Raw genomic sequence first — 19,059 nt, 5'->3', positions numbered from 1 at the left:
GGACTCCGCATGTCCACCAACGCCAGCTCGCTTTCCCCCTGGGTAGAATCCAATCGCCAGCGATTGCTCGATGAACTCTTCGAGCTGATTCGCATCCCCAGCGTCTCCACCTTGCCGGAACACAAGGCCGATGTCCTGCGAGCCGCGGAGTTCACAGCCAGCAAACTGAAGGCCGCAGGTCTCGAGAATGTCGAGATCATTCCGACCGAAGGACACCCGCTTGTCTATGCCGACTGGCTCCATGCCGATGGCAAGCCAACGGTGCTTTGCTACGGCCACTACGATGTCCAGCCGCCCGACCCTCTCGATCTTTGGATCTCTCCTCCCTTTGAGCCAGAGTTGCGGAACGGCAACATCTACGCACGCGGCGCGGTGGACGACAAGGGCCAGTTCTATATGCACGTGAAGGCCATCGAAGGACTGATGGCGTTGCATGGAAAGCTGCCGGTGAATGTGAAGTTCCTGATCGAAGGCGAGGAGGAAATTGGCGGGAAATCCATCTCGAAATATGTGCCGGCAAACCGCGAAAAGCTGCAGGCCGATGTCGCATTGGTATCCGATACGGCGCTCTATGCCGAAGGCCTGCCGACGCTTTGTATTGGCTTGCGCGGGCTTGTCTATTTGGAGATCACCGCGCAAGGCGCGATGCGCGATCTGCACTCTGGCCTCTATGGCGGCGCTGCGCCGAATGCGGTGTTCGGATTGATCGAACTGCTTGCCAAGACCAAGAACAGCGAGGGCCAGATTCAGATTCCGGGAATCTATGACGATGTTGCCGAACCGGATGCGGCCGAGTTGCAGTCCTGGGAGAGCCTGCCGTTTTCAGAAGCGGCGATGCTGCGCGATGAGGTTGGTTCCACTCGCTTGACCGGTGAGCCTGGGCGCAGCGTACTCGAGCGGGTGTGGTCACGGCCCACCCTCGAGGTGCATGGCATCGCGGGCGGTTTCACCGGCGCCGGAGCGAAGACCGTGATCCCCGCCACAGCAACGGCTAAGGTATCGCTGCGGCTGGTGCCGAACCAGAATCCGGAGAAGGTGGTTGAGGCGGTGCGGAGTTTTGTCGCAACGCATGCGCCGGCCGGGATTGTCTGCAGCGTGAACGTGTTGTCCGATGGCCCCGGGCTGCTGGTGAATCCGAATCATCCTGCCATTGCTGTCGCCGCCCAGGCCTTTGAAGACATGATGGGCAAGCCGACGGTGTTTACGCGCAGCGGCGGTTCCATTCCCATCGTCGGTGAGTTTCACGAGTATCTTGGCATCCCGACGATCCTCATGGGCCTGGGCCTGCCCGACGATGGCCTCCATTCGCCGAATGAAAAGTTCAAACTGGAGAATTACTATTTGGGTATCGAGACAGTGGCGCACTTTCTTGAGAAGTATGGAGCGTAGCAGCTGCCCGAACCAGTAATTCAAGACCCGCCGAAGAATACGGCTGAGAGCGCGGCCAGCGTTTCGCATGGCGTTGTGCGCTCCGCATCGATCATGAGCTTTGCGGTGGCGATGTCACGCGTCTCGGGGCTGGTGCGCGAGATGGTGATGAGCCGTTTGTTTGGCGCCTCGATGCCCTACGATGCGTTTCGCATCGGTTTTCAGATTCCGAACCTCACCCGGGATCTGTTTGCCGAAGGAGCGCTGTCAGCGGCTTTTGTGCCAGCCTTCACAGACGCGCTGCACAATAAGGGACGCGAAGAAGCTTCGCGATTGGCGAATCTGGTGTCCACCACCCTGATTCTCGTGGTGGGCCTGATCTGCGCGATGGGCGCAGTCTTTAGTCCAACGCTCGTCCATCTGGCCGCCCCCGGTTTTGGCCAGACCCCGGGCAAGCTGGAACTCGCCGCTTCGCTCACCCGCATCATGTTCCCGTTTCTGTTGCTGGTGGCCTTGGCTGCACAGGCCATGGGCATCCTGAATGCGCTGAAGCAGTTCGCCGTGCCTGCGCTTTCTTCGACCTTTTTCAATATCGGAAGCGTGCTGACGGGGATCTTGCTCGGCGTTGTCCTCGGTCCGAAGCTTGGTATTTCGGCAATCGAAGGAATGGCCTGGGGAGTGCTGGTGGGCGGGGCGATGCAGCTCGGCTTCCAAATCCCTGCTCTCATCAAAGCGGGGTTCACATTCAAGCCAACGATCGATTTTAGTGATCCCGGATTACGGCAGATTCTCGCCATGATGGGCCCGGCAATTCTGGGGAATGCAGCAACGCAGATCAACGTATTGGTCAACTCAAACCTCGCCTCGGAGATCATCGATCCGGCGCGTGGCGCCAATGGACCGGTCGGCTGGCTGAACTACGCCTTCCGCTTTATGCAGTTGCCGCTCGGGCTATTTGGAGTGGCCATTGCCAGTGCCACGCTGCCCGCGATTTCAAGAAGCGCCGCGGCAGCCAATTGGGAGGAGTTCCGCCGCACGCTGTCGCGCTCCTTGGGCTTGGTGTTTCTTCTCACCATCCCCAGTTCCGTGGGGCTGGTTCTTGTCGGCAAGGCCATGATCGGAGCCGTTTACCAGGGCGGAAAGTTTGAGTATTACGACACCCAACAGACAGCCGTCGCGCTGTCCTGCTTCGCCATTGGCCTGGCAGGATATTCCGCGCTGAAGGTGTTGAGCCCAGCCTTCTACGCGCTGAAAGACTCCCGCACGCCAATGCTCGTCTCGCTGGGAAGTGTCGTTGTGAACTATGCACTGGCAAGGACGATGGTGGACGTATTTCACTTTGGCCATGCGGGGCTCGCCCTCTCCACCTCCGGCATCGCCCTGTTCAGTTCCATTACGCTGTTTCTGCTGATGCGGCAGCGGATCGGCGGCTTGTATGGACGCCTGCTTTGGACCAGCCTTTCGAAGGCTGCGGTATCGAGTCTGGCAATGGCTGCCGCCGTGGCAGGAATCCTGTATTTTGCAGGAAGTTGGGCCTTTGTTCTGCAGTTGGCGGTGGCAATTCCGGTGGGTGCCATTGTCTTCTATTTTGCCGCTCGCGCGTTGAGAGTGGAGGAGTTAGCCATGGCAACCGATGCGATGGCCGGGCCCCTGAAGCGCCGGATACCCTTCTTGCGTGGTACCTTGTAAACACTTCATGGCTCAGGATCTACAACTTGCTTTACAGATGCAGCGGATGGACCGCCAACTCGCACAACTGGAGGCCGAGATTCGCGGATTGCCCAAGCGAATCGCGGCTTTAGAAGCGAAACTGGACGCACACCAGAAGCGGCTGGTCGCCGACCAGGCAGCGCTTACCTGGAACCAGTTAGAGATCAAAAGACTCAGTGATGCAACGGTCGATGCAAAGGCGAAAATCGAACGTCTGAAGAAGCAAACTATGCAGTCGACGACCCAGGAACAGTTGACCGCCTTCCAACACGAAGTTGCCTTCGCCGAAGGCGAGATCGTGAAGAACGAAGCAGAGTCCTTCCGGTTGATCGAAGCAAGTGAAGCGCTCGCCGCGACCGTGCGCACCGCAGAGGCCGAATTGGCGGTGGAGCGCGAGAACGTCGAAAAAGAAAAAGTCGATGCCACCGCACGCAGCGAGGCAGATCGCAAAAAGGGCGTAAAACTCTATCGCGAGCGCATCCAGTTGGGTAAAGAAGTGCCACCTGCCCTGTTGAAAGACTATGAACGTCTGCGCAAGAAGCACAAGGATGGCATCGTAGTCGCCGAATGTACCGAAGGGCTTTGCACCTCCTGCCAGATGAACATTCGCCCTGCCTTACTCCAGCAAATCCGGCAGTATCCCGAAACCATCTTCCACTGTGAAAGCTGCCTGCGGATGCTCTTTTATAACCCACCGATCTCCGTAGATGGCATTCCCTCCAGCACACAACTCCCGACTTAATGTTCCGTTCGCTCCGCAGCCAACTTGCTGACAATCCCTCGCAATTGTATGGCGGCATCGGCATTACGGATCTCGATGGCGACGGTCACTTGGAGTGCTTTGTCGCCTCCTGGGGGGGTAAGAACCTGGTATTGAAATGGGGCGGCGACGCCTATTTCGATATTGCCGATGAAGTGCTGTCAGACTATGGCTCCGAGGGTATGGGAGTCGCGGCGGGTGACTTTGACGGCGATGGCCGTGAGGAGATCTTTGTCTCGACATCGGAAGCGAGCGAGGATTGCCTCTTCGCCTGGCGCCGCGGGCGGTGGCAGAACCTCCTTCACACCTTCGACCAACGGCCCATTGCCAGCCAATCCGTCCTGACCCTGGATCGCTTTGGCATGGGGCGATTTGGGTTTCTGGTGGCACAGGAAGGTGGCCCTTTTCGCCTCATCGAGATGATGGGGGGCGAACGCATCGCCGACAACGCCGCCACACTGGGCTTAGCCCGCATTGCCGGGGGACGGAGTCTGATCGCCGGACCTATCCTCGGTTCCGGACTGGATCTCTACGCCGGCAATGAAGGCATCGTGAATATGCTCTTCCGGGCTCGTACCGATGGGCGCTATGAGGAGATCGCCCTCCCATTGGGACTTGGCGACTCTAGCGGCTTTGCCCGAGGATTGGGTTTACTCGATGCCAATGGGGATGGCCGGCTGGAACTCTTCTGCGCCAACCGGCAAGGCCCCCATCGATTGTTCTTCCAAGGTTCCAGCGGCAGCTTTGCCGACGGTGGATTGGGCTGGGAATCCAATGCACGTGCGGTGGTGATCGCCGATTTCGATAACGATGGCTACGAGGAGATCTTCATCCACAATCAGGAGCAAGCAAACTTGCTGCTCGCTTGGCGCGAGGGAAGTTGGCGAGCGGTGGATTGTGGCGAAGCCGTGGAGCCACAGGGCTTTGGCGTTGCCGCCATCGCAGCCGATCTCGATGGCGACGGACGGCTCGAACTCTTGCTTGGCCATGGAGAGAGTGCGCCCCAACCTTTGTCGCTTTATGCCTGTCCAGAGAATCGGAATCACTGGTGCCGGGTGATGCCACTCACCGCATCGGGCGCGCCCGCGCGTGGAGCACTGGTTTGGCTGTGGGCAGACGGCAGGCAACAGACACGCGTGATCGATTGTGGCAGTGGCTATCTCAGCCAGACCGAACCCGTGGCCCATTTCGGGTTGGGAAGAGCGGACTTGGTCGAGCGAGTTGAGATCCGCTGGGTGGATGGAGTCACGATCGAACTGATCGACGTCGTGGTAGATCGTCTTCACCGGGTCCCATACCCGAACGGCGAGCTACACTAGTCCGGATGCAGCTACGCTTCGATGGGTTGAAGGCACTGGTGACAGGCGGCGCGAATGGGATTGGGCTCGCAACCGTGCGCGTGCTCCGGGATGCCGGTGCGGATGTTCTGGTGCTCGATCGGGAGACTTGCGCTGAAGATGGAGTGCGCTCTGAGGTGGTGGATCTGACGGCCTGGGATGGAAATGCGGCAGTGGATGTCGCGGTTCTGAATGCCGGGATGTGCTGGCCCGCCGGACTGTTCGAGACGACACGCGCCAACTGGGAGGCGACTATCGGATTGAATCTCAGCGCCGTGTTCTTTCAACTGCAAGCGATCGCTCGCGGGATGCGGGACCGGCGTCGCGGCAGCATTGTCATCACGGCCTCGACAAACTCCTTTGATGGCGAAGCGAACCTGATTGCCTACAACGCCAGCAAGGCGGCGCTGCTGGGACTCGTGCACACGGCTGCGAATGAGCTGGGACCTTATGGGGTTCGGGTGAATGCGGTGTGTCCGGGATTCATTCGGACGCGCCTGACGGCATCAGCCTTTGAGGATGAGAGTGTCGCGAAGCCGTACTTCTCAGCCTTGCCGCTCGGACGTGGGGGGAGACCGGAGGAGGTCGCAAACGCTGTCGCCTTTCTGGCATCCGCACAGGCCAGTTTTATCACCGGGACCACGCTGGTGGTGGATGGGGGCCAGATGGCTGCAAAATTCGGGACGTGGAATGGATTGGATGCGGAGTTTGGGGAGGAGCGCTGGCAGCTGAAGCCCTAGGACCCGAGATGACGGGAGCCTCCTTTTATCATCCAGATGCTTTTCGCATCGCTGCTGCAGGTCTCCTTCGACGCTGAATCTCAGGCGCAATTTCGGATGGCCTCTCCCGGCATGCGTAAGCGATACCCGACCGATGGGAGCGACGAAGTGTGGGCGTTTGCAGCGCCTGACATTGATGAATCAATAAGCTCCGGTAGCTCGATTTTGCGCGACGGGAGGCATTTAACGGATTGTGCTCTCTGGCCAGGTGCGGAACGCTTTGGCAGCCGATGCCGCATGATCTTCGCGAAGTGTTGCGCCTCCGGGAGCGCCGGAAGGCTCACCCCACAGCAGCTATTCTGGATAGCCGGACCCTGTAATCGACTCCCGAGCACCAGTCGTAGTGTAGTGCTTCACACAGAGCGACGGTTAAGAGCGGCCTGAGCGCGGACCACCTTGGCGAGGATGTCGGAGGCCTTGGCGGTCCAGATGAAAGGTTTGGGGTTCTCGTTGTGGGCATCGACAAAGGCGTCCAGCGCTTCGATGAGTTCGACGATGCTGCCGAAGACGCCGCGGCGCAGGCGGTTGACGGTCAGGTCGCCGAAGAAGCGCTCCACCATGTTGAGCCACGACGAACTCGTCGGGGTGAAGTGCACGTGGAAGCGGGGGTGGCGCTTGAGCCAGCGCTGCACCTTCTCATGCTTGTGCGTGGCGTAGTTGTCGCAGATCAGATGGAGTTCCTTGCCTGCGGGAGTGGCCTCGTCGATCAGCCGCAAGAACTTGATCCATTCCTGATGCCGGTGCCGCTGTTGGCAGAGACTAATGACCTTGCCGCTGGCAACATTCAGGGCCGCAAACAGGGTCGTGGTTCCATGACGCTTGTAGTCGTGCGTCATCGTGCCGGCGCGGCCCGGCTTGAGCGGCAATCCGGGTTGCGTGCGATCCAGGGCTTGCACTTGGCTCTTCTCATCGACGCTCAGCACGATGGCGTGTTCCGGAGAGCTGAGCTAAAGCCCGACGATGGCCTCCAGTTTCTCGCCGAACTCGGGGTCGTTGCTGATCTTGAAGGTCTCGACGAGATGCGGCTTCAGGCCATGCGCATGCCAGATCCGCAGCACGCTGGAGTCGCTGATCCCCAAGGCCGCGGCCATGCTGCGGGTGCTCCACTGCGTGGCCTGGGCGGGTTTCACCTCGGTCGTGAGGCGAATCACCTCGGCGATCAATTCCCGGCTGATCGTTGGCGTGCGTCCTGGCCGCGGAGCGTCCTCCTCCAGACCCGCTACGCCCAATTCCAGAAAGCGGGAGCGCCACCGGCTGGCCTTCTTCTGCGTGATGCCGAGTTCGGCGGCGATCTCCCGATCCTGCCTGCCTTGCCCGGCAAGGAGGACGATCCGGGCCCGCTCTGCCAGACGCACTGGAATCTTCCGGCCCTGGGCCCACTTCTCCAACTCACGCTTCGTTTCATCGCTCAACTCGACTCGCGGGGCTACTCGCATTTCTCGCTCCTCGAGTATAGGGACGCCCGCGGGGTCATAATGGTTACTAATTGTGAAGCACTGCAGTAGGTTGGGGCATCGTTAGTGCGGCACGTAACCTCAGCCGATAAACAAGATCGTGCTCAGAAGCAGCCACCGGCGAGAGTGTCAGCCGCCAGCAACACGACATACACCTGGAAGTCGTCAAACTTAGCAACGGTAGCCCGGATCCGGACTATCCGGCCGTCGCACTGTTCGGGATTCCCAGCAATTGCGTACAGGGTTGTTACAACGGGCTCGGTCGCCACAGACTGTAGCACTGCAACCTCAAAAGATCTTGTTTTACCGCATCCTAGTCGCCGAAAATGGAAAAGCCCCGCGCGATGCAGGGCTTTTCATGGGGTGACCAAATTTATGGTGGGCCTGTGCAGACTCGAACTGCAGACCCCTACCGTGTCAAGGTAGTACTCTAACCAACTGAGCTACAGGCCCCAAAACTTTTCGAAACTGGATAAAATCGGCAGCCGAAAAGTCAAAGTCTAATAATATAAATAACTTACCGCGCTCTGCCTACCGTGTCAAGGTCGCAATTTAGCCAGCGGAACTACAGCTCGCTATCGGGTGGCGAAACTTCTATTCTAGCATGTTGTTTCGGGATTGCCAGCTTTTCATAAAAGTTGCTCCAACAATTAATCCTCCCCCGGCCAGTGCCATTGAAGAAGGTAGCTCATCGTGAAGAAGCCAGGTCCACAGCGGGTTCAGTGCAGGCTCGAGCATGATCAATAGTGAGGCCTCAAGTGCAGAAAGACGCTGGATTGCTTTCGTGAGCAACCAATAGGCGACGCCGATCTGGATCGTACCCAAATAGAAAATTGCCAGGACGTCAGCCACCGGAAATGCTTGGACGGGAAAGAGCATCGGCGCGCAGAGGGCGAAGGCGATCAGATTCCCGGCGAGGACAGGGGACATCGGGTCCGTTTCCCTGCCCGCCCCGCCACTCCTGCCGAGCCAGCGCAGGCCGCAGACAGTCGCCGCCCAGGCCACGCCACTGAATGCGCCGTAGAAATTGCCAAGCGCCGGATCTGGCGCCAGCCGTTGGGAGGCTGAACTCTGCCAGAAGATCCCCGCCATCCCAACGAGGATCAGTGCCAGCGTTGCCCAGTCTGCAGAGCGATTTTTCTCCCCCAACAACCATGGCCCGAGAATGACCAAATAAATGGGCGCAGTGCCCTGGAGGAAGATGGCATTCGCTGAGGTGGTGTTCTTCGTTGCGAGGACAAAGGAGACAAGACACAACCCGTAGAAAAGCCCCACGAGCAGTGTTCGCCACGTCCAGTTCCGTCGCGAACCCGGAAGGATCACTGCAATCGTCAAAGCGGCAACCAGGCTGCGGAATCCACCGACTTGCCAACTGGTGAGAGTCGTCGCCTTAATCGCAGCTCCGCCTGTGGAGAAAAGCAGTGCGCTCGTCAACGTCAAGAGACGCGGATTCACAGGGAAATCTCAAAATTTAAGGACTCTTCACCCACAGTCTCCCAGTCTATGAAAGAATCGTCGATTGTCTATGAAGAATCGTCATTGGGTCTTGGTGCTGTTGTTTTTCCTATCGGTGATCACCTATATCGATCGGGTATGTATCTCGGTAGCGGGTCCGACGATGCAGGACGAGTTGCATCTATCCCAGACACAGTGGGGCTGGGTGGTGGGAGCATTTACGCTTTCCTACGCGCTTTTCGAGATCCCAACCGGCGCCATGGGAGATCGATTGGGGTCCCGGATCACTTTGAGCCGGATCGTGCTGTGGTGGAGCGGTTTTACAGCGCTCACCGGCGCCGTGTCGAACTTCTATTTATTGCTGCTCACCCGCTTTCTATTCGGTATCGGCGAGGCGGGAGCTTATCCGAACGCAGCTTCCACGATTTCGCGATGGTTTCCGAAGTCCCAGCGTGCACGGGCTGCCAGCGTGGTTTGGGCCGCCAGCCGTTTGGGCGGAGCGGTGAGTCCCTTTTTGGTGATTCCCATCCAGCAGGCATATGGCTGGCGCGCCTCTTTCTATATTTTTGGCTCCATCGGGTTGGTTTGGGTGGCGATTTGGTACTTCTGGTTCCGGGATACACCAGCCACGAAACCTGGCACTTCAACTGAGGAGATCGCGGAAATCGCGGCTGACAGCAGTCCTGGTGACGCAGCACATACCTCCATGCCGTGGAAGAAAGCTCTCAAGAATTCCAACTATTGGATGATCTTGCTGATGTATCACACCTACTGTTGGGGCAGCTTCTTTTATCTCTCCTGGCTGCACACCTTCCTGGTGAAGGGCCGTGGCATGAGCCAAGGGGAAATGAAGTCTTTTTCAGCACTCCCTTTTATCGTGGGTTTTGGCGGGAACCTCTTGGGCGGTTTTCTGAGCGACTTCCTGAGCAAAAAATTTGGCCTGAAAATTGGCCGCAGGACTGTGGGAGCCGCTGGGCTCGCATTGAGCGGACTCTGCATGCTGGCAACCGCATATACGCCAGATCGTTTTATGGCCGTTGGCTTCCTCGCCTTGGGATACGGCTTCATGGATTGCATGCTGCCTGTTTCCTGGGCCATTTGCCTTGATGTGGGCAAGCGCTATGCGGGCGCGTTGTCGGGTTCGATGAACATGGCGGGCCAATTGGGTTCGTTTGGTTCGAGCGTCGCGTTTGGTTATCTTGTCGACTATTTCCAGAGCTATGACGTGCCGCTGAAGATATTTTCCGTGTTCTTGCTCCTCAGTGCTTTCCTGTTCACTCGCATCGATCCCACCAGGGAACTTTCGTTGTCGGAATCGGAAGAAGCCGTACCAGCCACACTCTGAACAGTGGCGCGCCGCTGTTCAATCGGCCTGAGTTGGAATGCCGCGATCAGAAAGATCCACCATATCGCGTTGACTCGCACCTCTTTGAAAACAAAGAGGTCAAATGCTAGCGAGCCCATCGAGATCACAATGGCCCACGAAAAAGCGCGCCAGGCCGTGTCCGCCCCTGGGGCAAACGGCAAACGAGCGATCCGGCCACCGACATAAAACAACCAAAGAATCCCAATACAGCCGAATTCCACCATCAACTCCAGGAAGGTGGAGTGACAGTGGTAGAGGCTGCTTCCATACCCGGTGAGGATCGTATTATCGCCAATGGCCACAAGATCACCACGGAGGATGTCACGGCGATACCAAGCCCAGATCGAACCGTAGCCCTGCCCACCGAGGAGAGATGGAATATCTGCATTCGCAAGGATGTTCCAGGCGGTTTCATGAGTGGTCTTTCGATAGCTGTCCTCGAAGCTCTGCAGCCGCTGGGTATCAGCTCGCCCGTAAATCAGCACGCCAGCACCAATACTCAGAACCGCAAGCAGCAGCGCGGTGAGGATCTTTCGCTTCAGTTGCTTCATCAGGAGAGCCAGACTGATGATGTAGCAGGCGAGCAGAATCAGCGCAGCCCGGCTGCCTAAGCCAAGCAGCGCCATCAGAAGCGTGACAGTGGCACAGAATGCCAGGAAACGCTTGTGCTTCCCTGCAAAAAAAGACTGTAAGCCCCAGCCGATCGCTGGAATCAAGAGAAGGTAGCCGGTACTGGGACCAAAGAGCGGCCCACGAACCCGCTGGATGCCGAAATCAACACCGAGGTTCCGCCCTTCCTCACTCCGCAGCCCAAGACTGAAGACGCTCTCTGCCGTGTAGATCAGGCAAATGATGGTGAGATACAGGAGCAACCGATTGAGAAAGGCCCGCGTCTGCGTCGCATCATAAATCGAAAGGAGTCCTGCCGCCTGAACTGGCGCGGCTGCGGCCAGGAGTAAGGTAAAGGCCATGGCGAGCTGATCCTCTCCCTCAAGAGCACCTGTTAAGACTCTCACAAGGCCGTAGGCGAGGAGGCAGAGGGTACTGCTCAGAACGCCCTTCGAGAAATTCCGGCGGCGGTAAATCAGATACTGTAAGATCGCCGCGGCGCCATAGATACCGGCGCTCAAGAGGATCAACAGGTCAGAGTACTTCATGGGCACGCCGAACCACTCCTGGCGAGTGACCCAAGTCGCCGGGACCAGCGAGCCGTAGAGAAGAGTTAGCCAGAACGGAAGTTCCCAAAGGAAGATCCGGCTGGAAGGGATTTTTCGGGTTTTGAAAATCGGATGCGGTACCAGCATCGCTCGAAGCAATCGAGAATCGGGTGCGATTGTGGTCAAGATTTTGCCTCAAGCACAGGATGGGGTCCGGATTGGCCTGGGGTGAGCAACTCCGTATAGAGAGCCGCGACATCAGCAACGAGGCGCGTCTCAGAAAAAACCGATTGCGCGAAGCTTCGCGAGGCGGCGCTCATCGCTTCAAGTTGTCGCCTGTTGCAGAGCAAGCGTTCGATCACAGGAAGGAATGCGGCAATCTCCGGAGAGACCAGCACAGCATTCTCATACCACCAGGATTTCGTTTCAAGACGGCCAACGCCTACTGCCAAATCGACGGTTCCTCCAGCCGCCGTGGAGAGGAAGGGGCGCCCAGCCGCCATTCCCTGAATAAGCGAGAGCGGAGTGCCTTCGCGATGAGAAGTCAGAATGAGCAGGTGCGCCCGTTCGAGAACCGGCCCGACATCTTCTTGCCAAGGCAGCAGTTGGACATTTTTGAGCGCTAAACTACGGATCTGTTCCTCAAAGTCTTTCCGCTCTGGTCCGTCGCCTGCAATGAGGAAATCGATGGGAAGCTTCCGCTCCTGGCAGGCGGCGGCCACGCCAGACAGGAGGCCCAAGTTCTTAATCGGAACAAAGCGCCCCAACCAGGCAAGGGTCAGTCTCTCAGAGTGAAAGTCTGGACTTGGAATTGCCAGATAGGGTTCAAGCGTGAGGCCAAGGGGAACGACATGGAACTTCTCCTCTGGAGCAATTTCAAATCGACCAGATAACTCTGCCGCCTGCTGCTGGCTGACCGTGCATAAGGCGGTGGAAACGCGTCCCAGCCAACGTTCCGCACACCGGATGAGCCGATTTGCCCAAGGAGCGAAGTAGCCGTCTAGTACATGCCCGTGATAGGTATGAATGACACAAGGAATGCCGGCCAGTAAGGCAGCGATGCGGCCCAAAAAACCCGCTTTTGCCGTATGGGTATGGACAATGGAAGGCCGATAACGCCGAAAGAGGAGCCACAAGCGGTAGACCGCAAGCAAGTCGCGTACTGGAGAGGGCCGAGCGCCCAATACGTCAACACGCTCGACACGATCGCCTTTCTCAATGAGATATTCCATGTTTTGCTCTTTTGCCCCACAGGTGCCGAAAACAAGCACGGAATCAAACCCATGCTGATCCATTTGCCGATTGAGCAATGTCGCATGGACCGGAGGGCCACCACCCGCCAAGCGAGTGATGATCCGCATCACCAACGGGCGTTGCGTGGGCATCAGGCAACCTCCATCAGTTTAGGGTGAAGGTCCGGGTTGAAGGAAAGTTTGGAGCGTACCGCCTGGAATTTGCCGTTAGCGCCTCGCGGGATTGCGCTAACCTCTTCAAAACAAAGCGGCATCTTAGAGCCCAAGCGCCCCTTGAGATTCTCTTCCAGACGGCTTCTCTCAATTGCTCCAAAACCAGGAAGTGGTACATAGAGAACACGCAAAGTGCCGTTCTCCTCCTGTAGGAACTGGCATTCGAGCAATCCGTCGACGCCTTTAAGTGCCGGATCCATGCGTCCCACCCAACCGCGTTCGGGACTGTATACGTAGTCTTCCCGGCGGCCTTCAATCTGCTGGATCATCGGCATCGAGCGCCCACAAGGACAGCGGTCCTCATCGGACCAGGCTGCACGGTCACCCACCCGGTAGCGGATGAGTGGCATCGCATAGTTGATCAGGCCGGTGAGAACAACGTCTCCGATCTCACCCGGCTGGCAGGCTTCTCCATTCGGACGTAAAATTTCCGTCAACCCGAAAAGTGGATGAGTATGCATCCGGCGATAGCGGCACTCAAACCAAAAACTCTGCATCTCCGTCTGGCCGTACTGGTCATAGACCTTGGCGCCAAAGGCAGCTTCCATCACGTCCCGTTGCTCATCAAGAAGAGTTTCGGCGCTCGTGAGAATGGCCTGAATCTTCAGTCCGCCCATCCGGCTCCGCAGAGCTTGGCGGGCAAGCAGAGAGATTGCGGAAGGATAGCCACATAAATAAGTGGGCTGGAAAGAGCGGAGAGCCGAAAGATAAGCGGGAATTGTATCCTTCGTCAGATGTACGGTGGAGAGCAAGAGCGCCCGATTGGCCCAGTCATACCTCCAGTAACGACTGGACTTCTCAGAAGCTACGATCAGTTTTCCAGTAAATTGCGCGCGCCGCTCCCGGCGGCTGACTCCAGCTTGTTCACGATAACGCTCGACGTAAGCATACTGCCTTGCGACCGCTTTGCGCTCATAGTACAAAGTCATCGGAGAACCTGTGGTGCCCGACGTATGCCAGGGAATCCAAGTCTGGTCACGCCCTCCGTTCATGCAGAACTGTTGTGGAGACAGGCGAAGCTCTGCTTTTTCAGTCACAGGGATCTCGCGGAACGCCGCAAGATCGCCAGCACGTAACGACTCATGGTGGGACCGTGCAATTCGCGTCCGATAAAAGGGCACCGTACCTGCAGCATGAGCCAGGATTCGCTTGAGTCTTGCGGTTTGCAGTAGCTCCAACTGGAGGGAGGTAGCCAACTCCGTCCCTTTCAAAAGCCCATACTCTTCCCGAAATGCCGAGCCATAACGCTGCCGATGGTAGAGCGCTCCCTGTGCGGTGACCGCGGCATCCTGGAACCAGACCGGGAGTCGTGCGTAGATGGATTCAAGCTGCGTCATGTCGAGCCTCCTGCATGAGAAGAGTGGTGGCCCAGGAAAGCGGGGGCCGCAGTTGGAGTTCGGTAGCAGGAACAGCCAAGGACGGATGAAAACGTGTGATCGACGAGGCTTCGGGATCGGCAAGCCGTGCCAGAAGAGGAATCCTCTTCCAGTCGAAACCAGAGAGCGCACAAGCATGGATGTCAATTTGACCGGGATCGGTGCCAAAGAGCAGACACCGCATCGGACGGGTTTCCGGACGGAGTGGACCATCTCCGTCTCCGGCAACGATTGCATCCAGCAAGGTGAGGATGGGGCGAGGAGAGGAGAGTTTCGCACCACCCTGACCGAGCCAGCGGGCAATGAACACCATGTCATGGACAGTACGCCACAAGGTGTCGTTGCCAGGCCAAGCCCCGCCGAATACGAGCGGGGAGCCAGAACGTTGTGCCGAAGCCAGCAAAGACTTGCGTGCACGCCGGAGCAAACCCTTGGGAACCACACGCTCCACCCAAGGCCGCAAGCGAACCAGATACTCTCCCGTGAAAGAATCCGGGTATTCATCCCCTCCTTTTCGGGGGGATCCGACGCGAAAGTGGGGTAGATAGGCTTTATCGCAGTTCACTCCGATAAAGTTCTTCAGCGCACCCGTGATTCCGGTCTTCACATGGGTTTTCCATTTCGGCAAATTGATGACGACGTCTGCCTCAAGCAGCGAATTCGCAATCCGGTAGCGGTGAGTCCCTGGCGTGTGGTGCTGGGTCGTCGTCTCGCAATCGTAATTCGACACACCGACCCGGTTGCCGTCATGCAGCAGAGCGTCCAAACGGCTTTCCTGCTTCAGGTCAACCAGCGAGTCGCCCCGAGGATCTCCTGCCGCATCAGAAGTCTTCCGCACCACTCCTGTACTCTCATCCGTGTCTGCGATCACACGTCGAAGATCGGCGAGAGATACCGGCAAGCCCATGGAGCGCCAATGAGAGTACAGCGGCAGAATCGAAAGCTGCTCAAGCAGCAACTCGAAGTTTGCGCTCTGGAGCGGCGCATCCGCAAGAATGATCTCTCCCTCATAAGCTCCACTCCGGTTTTGCAAGGCGGCAGCAACGAACTCCACCACGGGGCGGACGATCGAGGTATGCGTTGTCAGCGCCTCCAGCAAGGCCCACTCATCGTTCGCATGCCGGACCCAGTTCGGCTTAATGAGAACCCGCATCCCAGGACGAATCCACGGGGCAAAGGGATTTCTGGCATCGAGGCCGGCAGTCTCCAAGAGAGAGGCGACACCAGGATGACCCGGCAGGAGCCGGTCGTTTTCTGCCGTCGGATAAGCCAACTGGCGACGGACTAAGACAGGAGAATCGAGATCAAGCGGCATCGGAAACCTGATGTCCGAGCGCGTCCTGAGAAGCCAAACCCTGCCGCAAAATTGCGCGATAGAACTCAAGGCGCAACGGTTCGAGTAAGTCGCGATCAAAATTGCGGGCCACTGTTTGGTTGCGGTGCCCAATGGAGGACCATTGCTTGCGAAGTGCGGCAAATTGCATCAGTTTTTCCTGTAACGCCTCCACAGAACCGGGAGGAATGATCCACTGTGGATCAAGAAGATCTGGGATCGCGCCCACATGGGTGGCAATCGCCGGCAAGCTCGCGGCCATGGCTTCGAGAAGTGCCCGGGGAATACCCTCCGCCCGTGAAGGCAGCGTGAAAAGATGGGCGCGCTGGAGATATTCGCGTACAGCGGCCGTGCCCCCTAAGGCCCCTGTGATCGAGACTCGATCCCCGATCCCGCAGGAGCGCGCTAGCTCCAGCAAAGCGGCCTTTCGCTTGCCCTCTCCCACAAAGGTGAGCCGGAAATCCAGCCCCATCGCATGGCAACGCGAGAGGGCACGAATCAGAATATCCTGACCTTTATAGAGCAGATCGAGAAAACCCACCGTCACGATCTCGATTGGTCCGGTAGCCGGGAACTCCGCCGGGCCGACAAAAGCTTCCGCACTCAAGTCGACGTCGGAAACACTCCCCGCCCACTCCGCATTGGGTGCTGGATTGGCCCGGCGCGTCGCAGAACCGGTGATATAGTTTGCGGCGACAGCCCGCGCACAGAGTTCCCGGGAGCGACGGCAAAAATAAGGCCGGAAGCAGCGTGCAAGACCACTCGGTGCCACGCCTGGAGCAAAGAAATCAAAGGGATCAGTCAGCATTTCGGTCGCGTAGGGTCTTCCTGCAGCATCAAGCAACTCCGCCAGTTCGAAGGCCGTCTTTGAAGGAATTCGCAGGAGAAAGGGGCCATCGAGTAATGAGATGGCCTTGAGGGAATCGCGGACTTCTCCGCGCCGGCAGAAGTATTGCAGCGGTCCCATGAAATTCGGAATCGGAAGAACTCGGAGATGGGGACCATTGACAAGACGGGCCTGGTGAGGAATTTCGAAGACTTCGATCGTGCGAGCGATGACACGCACACGATCAAACACCCGCAAGGCTGGTTCAAAAAACTCATAGGACGGCGGAGTATGAGTCCAGACCCGGCCGTCTGGCGTCCGTTTGAGGCGCTGGTCGATGACGACATTCAAGGAGGATGGAATCGATTTAGCTGGCATAGATTCTGCGAAGGGCGTGCACATTGGCATGGATCGAGAACTCGGATTGTGAGAGCTTCGACAAGCGGCAGGAATCCTCGATCCGTTTGAGTTCTCGGCTATTCAGAATGGAACGCACCCACTGTTCCAGAGGCACATCAAGGGCCAAACGCTGGCACAGTTGCGGAAAGACATCGAGTTCCGCAGGGAGGTGGGAGGCAAGCACAACAGGAAGACCGGCAGCCTGGGCCTCGATGGCAGCAAGCCCCAATCCTTCGGAAAAGCTTGGAAAAACAAATACATCCGCGGCCTTGAGCAGGTCGGCCACCTCACCGCGTGAACCCCAGAAGTGGATTCGATTCGCGATCCCCAGACGGCTGGCCTGCTCTTCGAGAGAACTTCGCAAGGGCCCATCGCCGACTAACCAGAGTTGGGTTTCGGGCTCTTTCGCAACGAGTGCAGCCGTCAGATCGAGGAGAAAGGAATGGTTCTTTTCGGGAACGAAACGTCCGACGTGTATCAAAGTGAAACGGGAAGAGTCGGGCTGTGCCGTGGAATCAAAGTAAGGTTGAAAATCAATTCCACAAGGGAGTCGTTCGGCTTGGGTGGCAGCAGCGCCGAACAAATCGGCAGCCGCGCCTGCACTCACCGCAAGCTTCCCATTCGCAATGGCCCGCAGCGCGATACGAGCAGCTTGCAGGTAACAGCGGCGGGCGATCGAATCACCCGCCTGGCGCGACCGGAAATCCGCGTGTGCTTGCGAGATGCGGAGAGGCACTCCCATCTGAGCCGCCAATCCAAGATTGAATACGCTGGCATGATGATTGTGGCAATGCATCACAGAGAATGGACCGTGATCGGCCAATAGCCCCATGAGGGAAGACGCAGCACGAGCAGCCTGGCGAGGCGGAGGGCAATAGTGGAGGGTGGCACCAAGCGCCTGAAGCCGCGGCGCCAGAGACCCGAAATCCTGTTCCTCCAGCGCGAGATGAAAAGCAGGCCGGTGCTCTCGTGGCCAAGCGGCCAGGAGGCGTTCGAGCCAGCATTCGATTCCACCGCGGTTCAATTGCCGGAGAACGTGGAGAACTTTCATTGCACTGCTCCCCTTGGACTCCTCGCCAGTAGAACAAAGGACAGCAGCAGCATCGTTGCCGCAGTCAAACCCATGACGAAAGCTGCGCCGGCCGGACCGAAACGGGGAATGAGCAGTAGACTTCCCATTCCAGAAACACCATTCAACGCGATCGAGAGGTAGATCTGTTGGCGGTAGAGACGGCGAGCAGTGAGTGCGTAGCCAATCATCGCCGCTGGCCAAACGCTAATTTGTGCAACGCCAAGAGCGAGAAGCGCGCCATGCGCATTCGGCTGTCCTTGCAGCCCCAACAGGGAAAGCGGGAAATCCCCGAGAGCCGTCAGGATCCCGAGAGTCAGCAGTCCGGCAAGAGCGGGTAGGGCAGCCAAGCCCAGGACTCGTGTCAGAGATGCGGTCATCAATGTTGGGACCAAACCCTGACCAAAGCTGGAGGAAATCAGATTGCCGGTCTGCATGAGAACCGAGAGTGTCGCGAAGATCCCGAGCGATGCTTCGTCGCCGAAATGATCCAAGGCAAGCCGAGGGATGTTCGCGTGGGCCGACTGCAGAAACAGCACACCACCCAACAAAACTCCACGCAGCAGGAAGCTTCTCAGGACTTGCGATTCAAACTCGACCTCAAAACGAACTGCATCCATGTCCAAGAAAACCAGAAGGGTGAAGCTCAGCAATAAGTACAGCGCGATCGCTTCTTCCACGCTGGGGGCACATAGAATCGATGCGAGCAACAGCATCGAACGCAAGATGCTACTCAAGGCAACGCGCCAACTGCGCTGCCTCCGCTGCTGGTCTGTCTGATAAAGCTCCGCCCAGGATTCCACCAGACGCGCTGCCAATAGAATGCCCGCTAAGGGCGTCGCCAGTAGGAGCAACCCAAAGACAACAGCAACTCCCAGAACACTGGAAAAGCTACGGATTCCGGCAGCAGCCGCTGTAGAAAACTCTGTCGCACTATGGGTTAAGAGAAGGGCCTTTAGTTGAAAGCTCAGCAGAAGATAGAGCGGTGTGGTGAGTGCCAGCGCATAGGCAAATCTCCCCGCCGCATCCAAGCCATGGAGATGAGAGATTGCCAGCAGGCTGACAAAAGGTCCCGCAGCCTGGGAGAGATTGGCAGCGACGACCCAGGCCGCTTCGGTGCTCCAATGTTTCGTTGCGGAAGCCGCCGGGGCCGGCGCCATGGTGGTCATGGCGCCAGCGCTGCTCAGCAGATGCGACATTTGAA

General features: G+C 57.9%; 13 protein-coding genes, 1 tRNA gene and 1 pseudogene. 6 read left to right on the top strand and 9 right to left on the bottom strand.

Features of this window, described 5'->3' with window-relative positions:
* Positions 1-9 precede the first annotated feature (9 nt).
* From M017_RS0123330 to M017_RS0123310, 5 genes are all read left to right on the top strand, one after another.
* On the top strand, positions 10-1,389 hold the full coding sequence (locus M017_RS0123330) for a dipeptidase (RefSeq protein WP_031500647.1): 1,380 nt from the start codon (positions 10-12) through the stop codon (positions 1,387-1,389).
* A gap of 75 nt (positions 1,390-1,464) precedes the next feature.
* Positions 1,465-3,057, top strand: a complete 1,593-nt coding sequence (gene murJ / locus M017_RS0123325) for a murein biosynthesis integral membrane protein MurJ (RefSeq protein WP_051670776.1) — start codon at positions 1,465-1,467, stop codon at positions 3,055-3,057.
* A gap of 7 nt (positions 3,058-3,064) precedes the next feature.
* Entirely contained in the window at positions 3,065-3,820 is a 756-nt protein-coding gene (locus tag M017_RS0123320; RefSeq protein WP_031500645.1) for a zinc ribbon domain-containing protein, read from the top strand.
* Positions 3,820-5,157 (top strand): CRTAC1 family protein, encoded by a 1,338-nt coding sequence (locus tag M017_RS0123315; RefSeq protein WP_031500644.1) that lies wholly within the window; start codon positions 3,820-3,822, stop codon positions 5,155-5,157. Before M017_RS0123320 ends, M017_RS0123315 begins: the two co-directional genes overlap by 1 nt.
* A 5-nt stretch (positions 5,158-5,162) precedes the next feature.
* Entirely contained in the window at positions 5,163-5,915 is a 753-nt protein-coding gene (locus tag M017_RS0123310; RefSeq protein ID WP_051670775.1) for an SDR family NAD(P)-dependent oxidoreductase, read from the top strand.
* Positions 5,916-6,307: 392 nt separating this feature from the next.
* Here the strand turns inward: M017_RS0123310 and M017_RS27060 are convergent.
* The 3 genes and pseudogenes from M017_RS27060 to M017_RS0123290 all read right to left on the bottom strand — a co-directional run bounded on the left by M017_RS27060 (position 6,308) and on the right by M017_RS0123290 (position 8,863).
* Positions 6,308-7,390 (bottom strand): annotated as a pseudogene (locus M017_RS27060) (IS630 family transposase).
* 394 nt (positions 7,391-7,784) lie between these two features.
* Positions 7,785-7,861 (bottom strand) — tRNA-Val (locus M017_RS0123295).
* Between the two features lie 141 nt (positions 7,862-8,002).
* Positions 8,003-8,863, bottom strand: coding sequence for a DMT family transporter (locus M017_RS0123290; RefSeq protein WP_031500642.1), 861 nt, complete (start codon positions 8,861-8,863; stop codon positions 8,003-8,005).
* Between the two features lie 70 nt (positions 8,864-8,933).
* On the opposite strand from M017_RS0123290, the gene M017_RS28930 reads away from it, so the two are divergent.
* A complete protein-coding gene (locus M017_RS28930; protein WP_202901714.1) occupies positions 8,934-10,208 on the top strand; it encodes an MFS transporter in 1,275 nt (424 codons plus the stop codon).
* A 1,360-nt stretch (positions 10,209-11,568) separates the two neighbouring features.
* Here the strand turns inward: M017_RS28930 and M017_RS0123270 are convergent.
* Genes M017_RS0123270 through M017_RS0123245 form a run of 6 tightly spaced genes read right to left on the bottom strand, consistent with a single transcriptional unit; the run spans position 11,569 to position 19,054 of the window.
* Positions 11,569-12,771, bottom strand: coding sequence for a glycosyltransferase (locus tag M017_RS0123270; RefSeq protein WP_031500639.1), 1,203 nt, complete (start codon positions 12,769-12,771; stop codon positions 11,569-11,571).
* The gene (locus tag M017_RS0123265; RefSeq protein WP_031500638.1) at positions 12,771-14,189 is read right to left on the bottom strand and encodes a phenylacetate--CoA ligase family protein; all 1,419 of its coding nucleotides are present in this window, start codon (positions 14,187-14,189) and stop codon (positions 12,771-12,773) included. The genes M017_RS0123270 and M017_RS0123265 overlap by 1 nt, the downstream gene beginning before the upstream one ends.
* The gene (locus M017_RS0123260) at positions 14,176-15,543 is read right to left on the bottom strand and encodes a DUF362 domain-containing protein (RefSeq protein WP_031500637.1); all 1,368 of its coding nucleotides are present in this window, start codon (positions 15,541-15,543) and stop codon (positions 14,176-14,178) included. The genes M017_RS0123265 and M017_RS0123260 overlap by 14 nt, the downstream gene beginning before the upstream one ends.
* A complete protein-coding gene (locus M017_RS0123255; RefSeq protein ID WP_162180028.1) occupies positions 15,533-16,765 on the bottom strand; it encodes a glycosyltransferase family 4 protein in 1,233 nt (410 codons plus the stop codon). The genes M017_RS0123260 and M017_RS0123255 overlap by 11 nt, the downstream gene beginning before the upstream one ends.
* Positions 16,755-17,837 carry a glycosyltransferase gene (locus M017_RS0123250; RefSeq protein WP_031500635.1) on the bottom strand — a complete coding sequence of 361 codons (1,083 nt, stop codon included), beginning with the start codon at positions 17,835-17,837 and terminating at the stop codon, positions 16,755-16,757. The genes M017_RS0123255 and M017_RS0123250 overlap by 11 nt, the downstream gene beginning before the upstream one ends.
* Positions 17,834-19,054 (bottom strand): lipopolysaccharide biosynthesis protein, encoded by a 1,221-nt coding sequence (locus M017_RS0123245; RefSeq protein ID WP_031500634.1) that lies wholly within the window; start codon positions 19,052-19,054, stop codon positions 17,834-17,836. Before M017_RS0123245 ends, M017_RS0123250 begins: the two co-directional genes overlap by 4 nt.
* Positions 19,055-19,059 lie beyond the last annotated feature (5 nt).

Source organism: Bryobacter aggregatus MPL3, from assembly GCF_000702445.1.
In the GTDB taxonomy this organism is placed as follows: Bacteria; Acidobacteriota; Terriglobia; order Bryobacterales; family Bryobacteraceae; genus Bryobacter; species Bryobacter aggregatus.
This window is presented reverse-complemented; position numbering and strand designations above follow the sequence as displayed.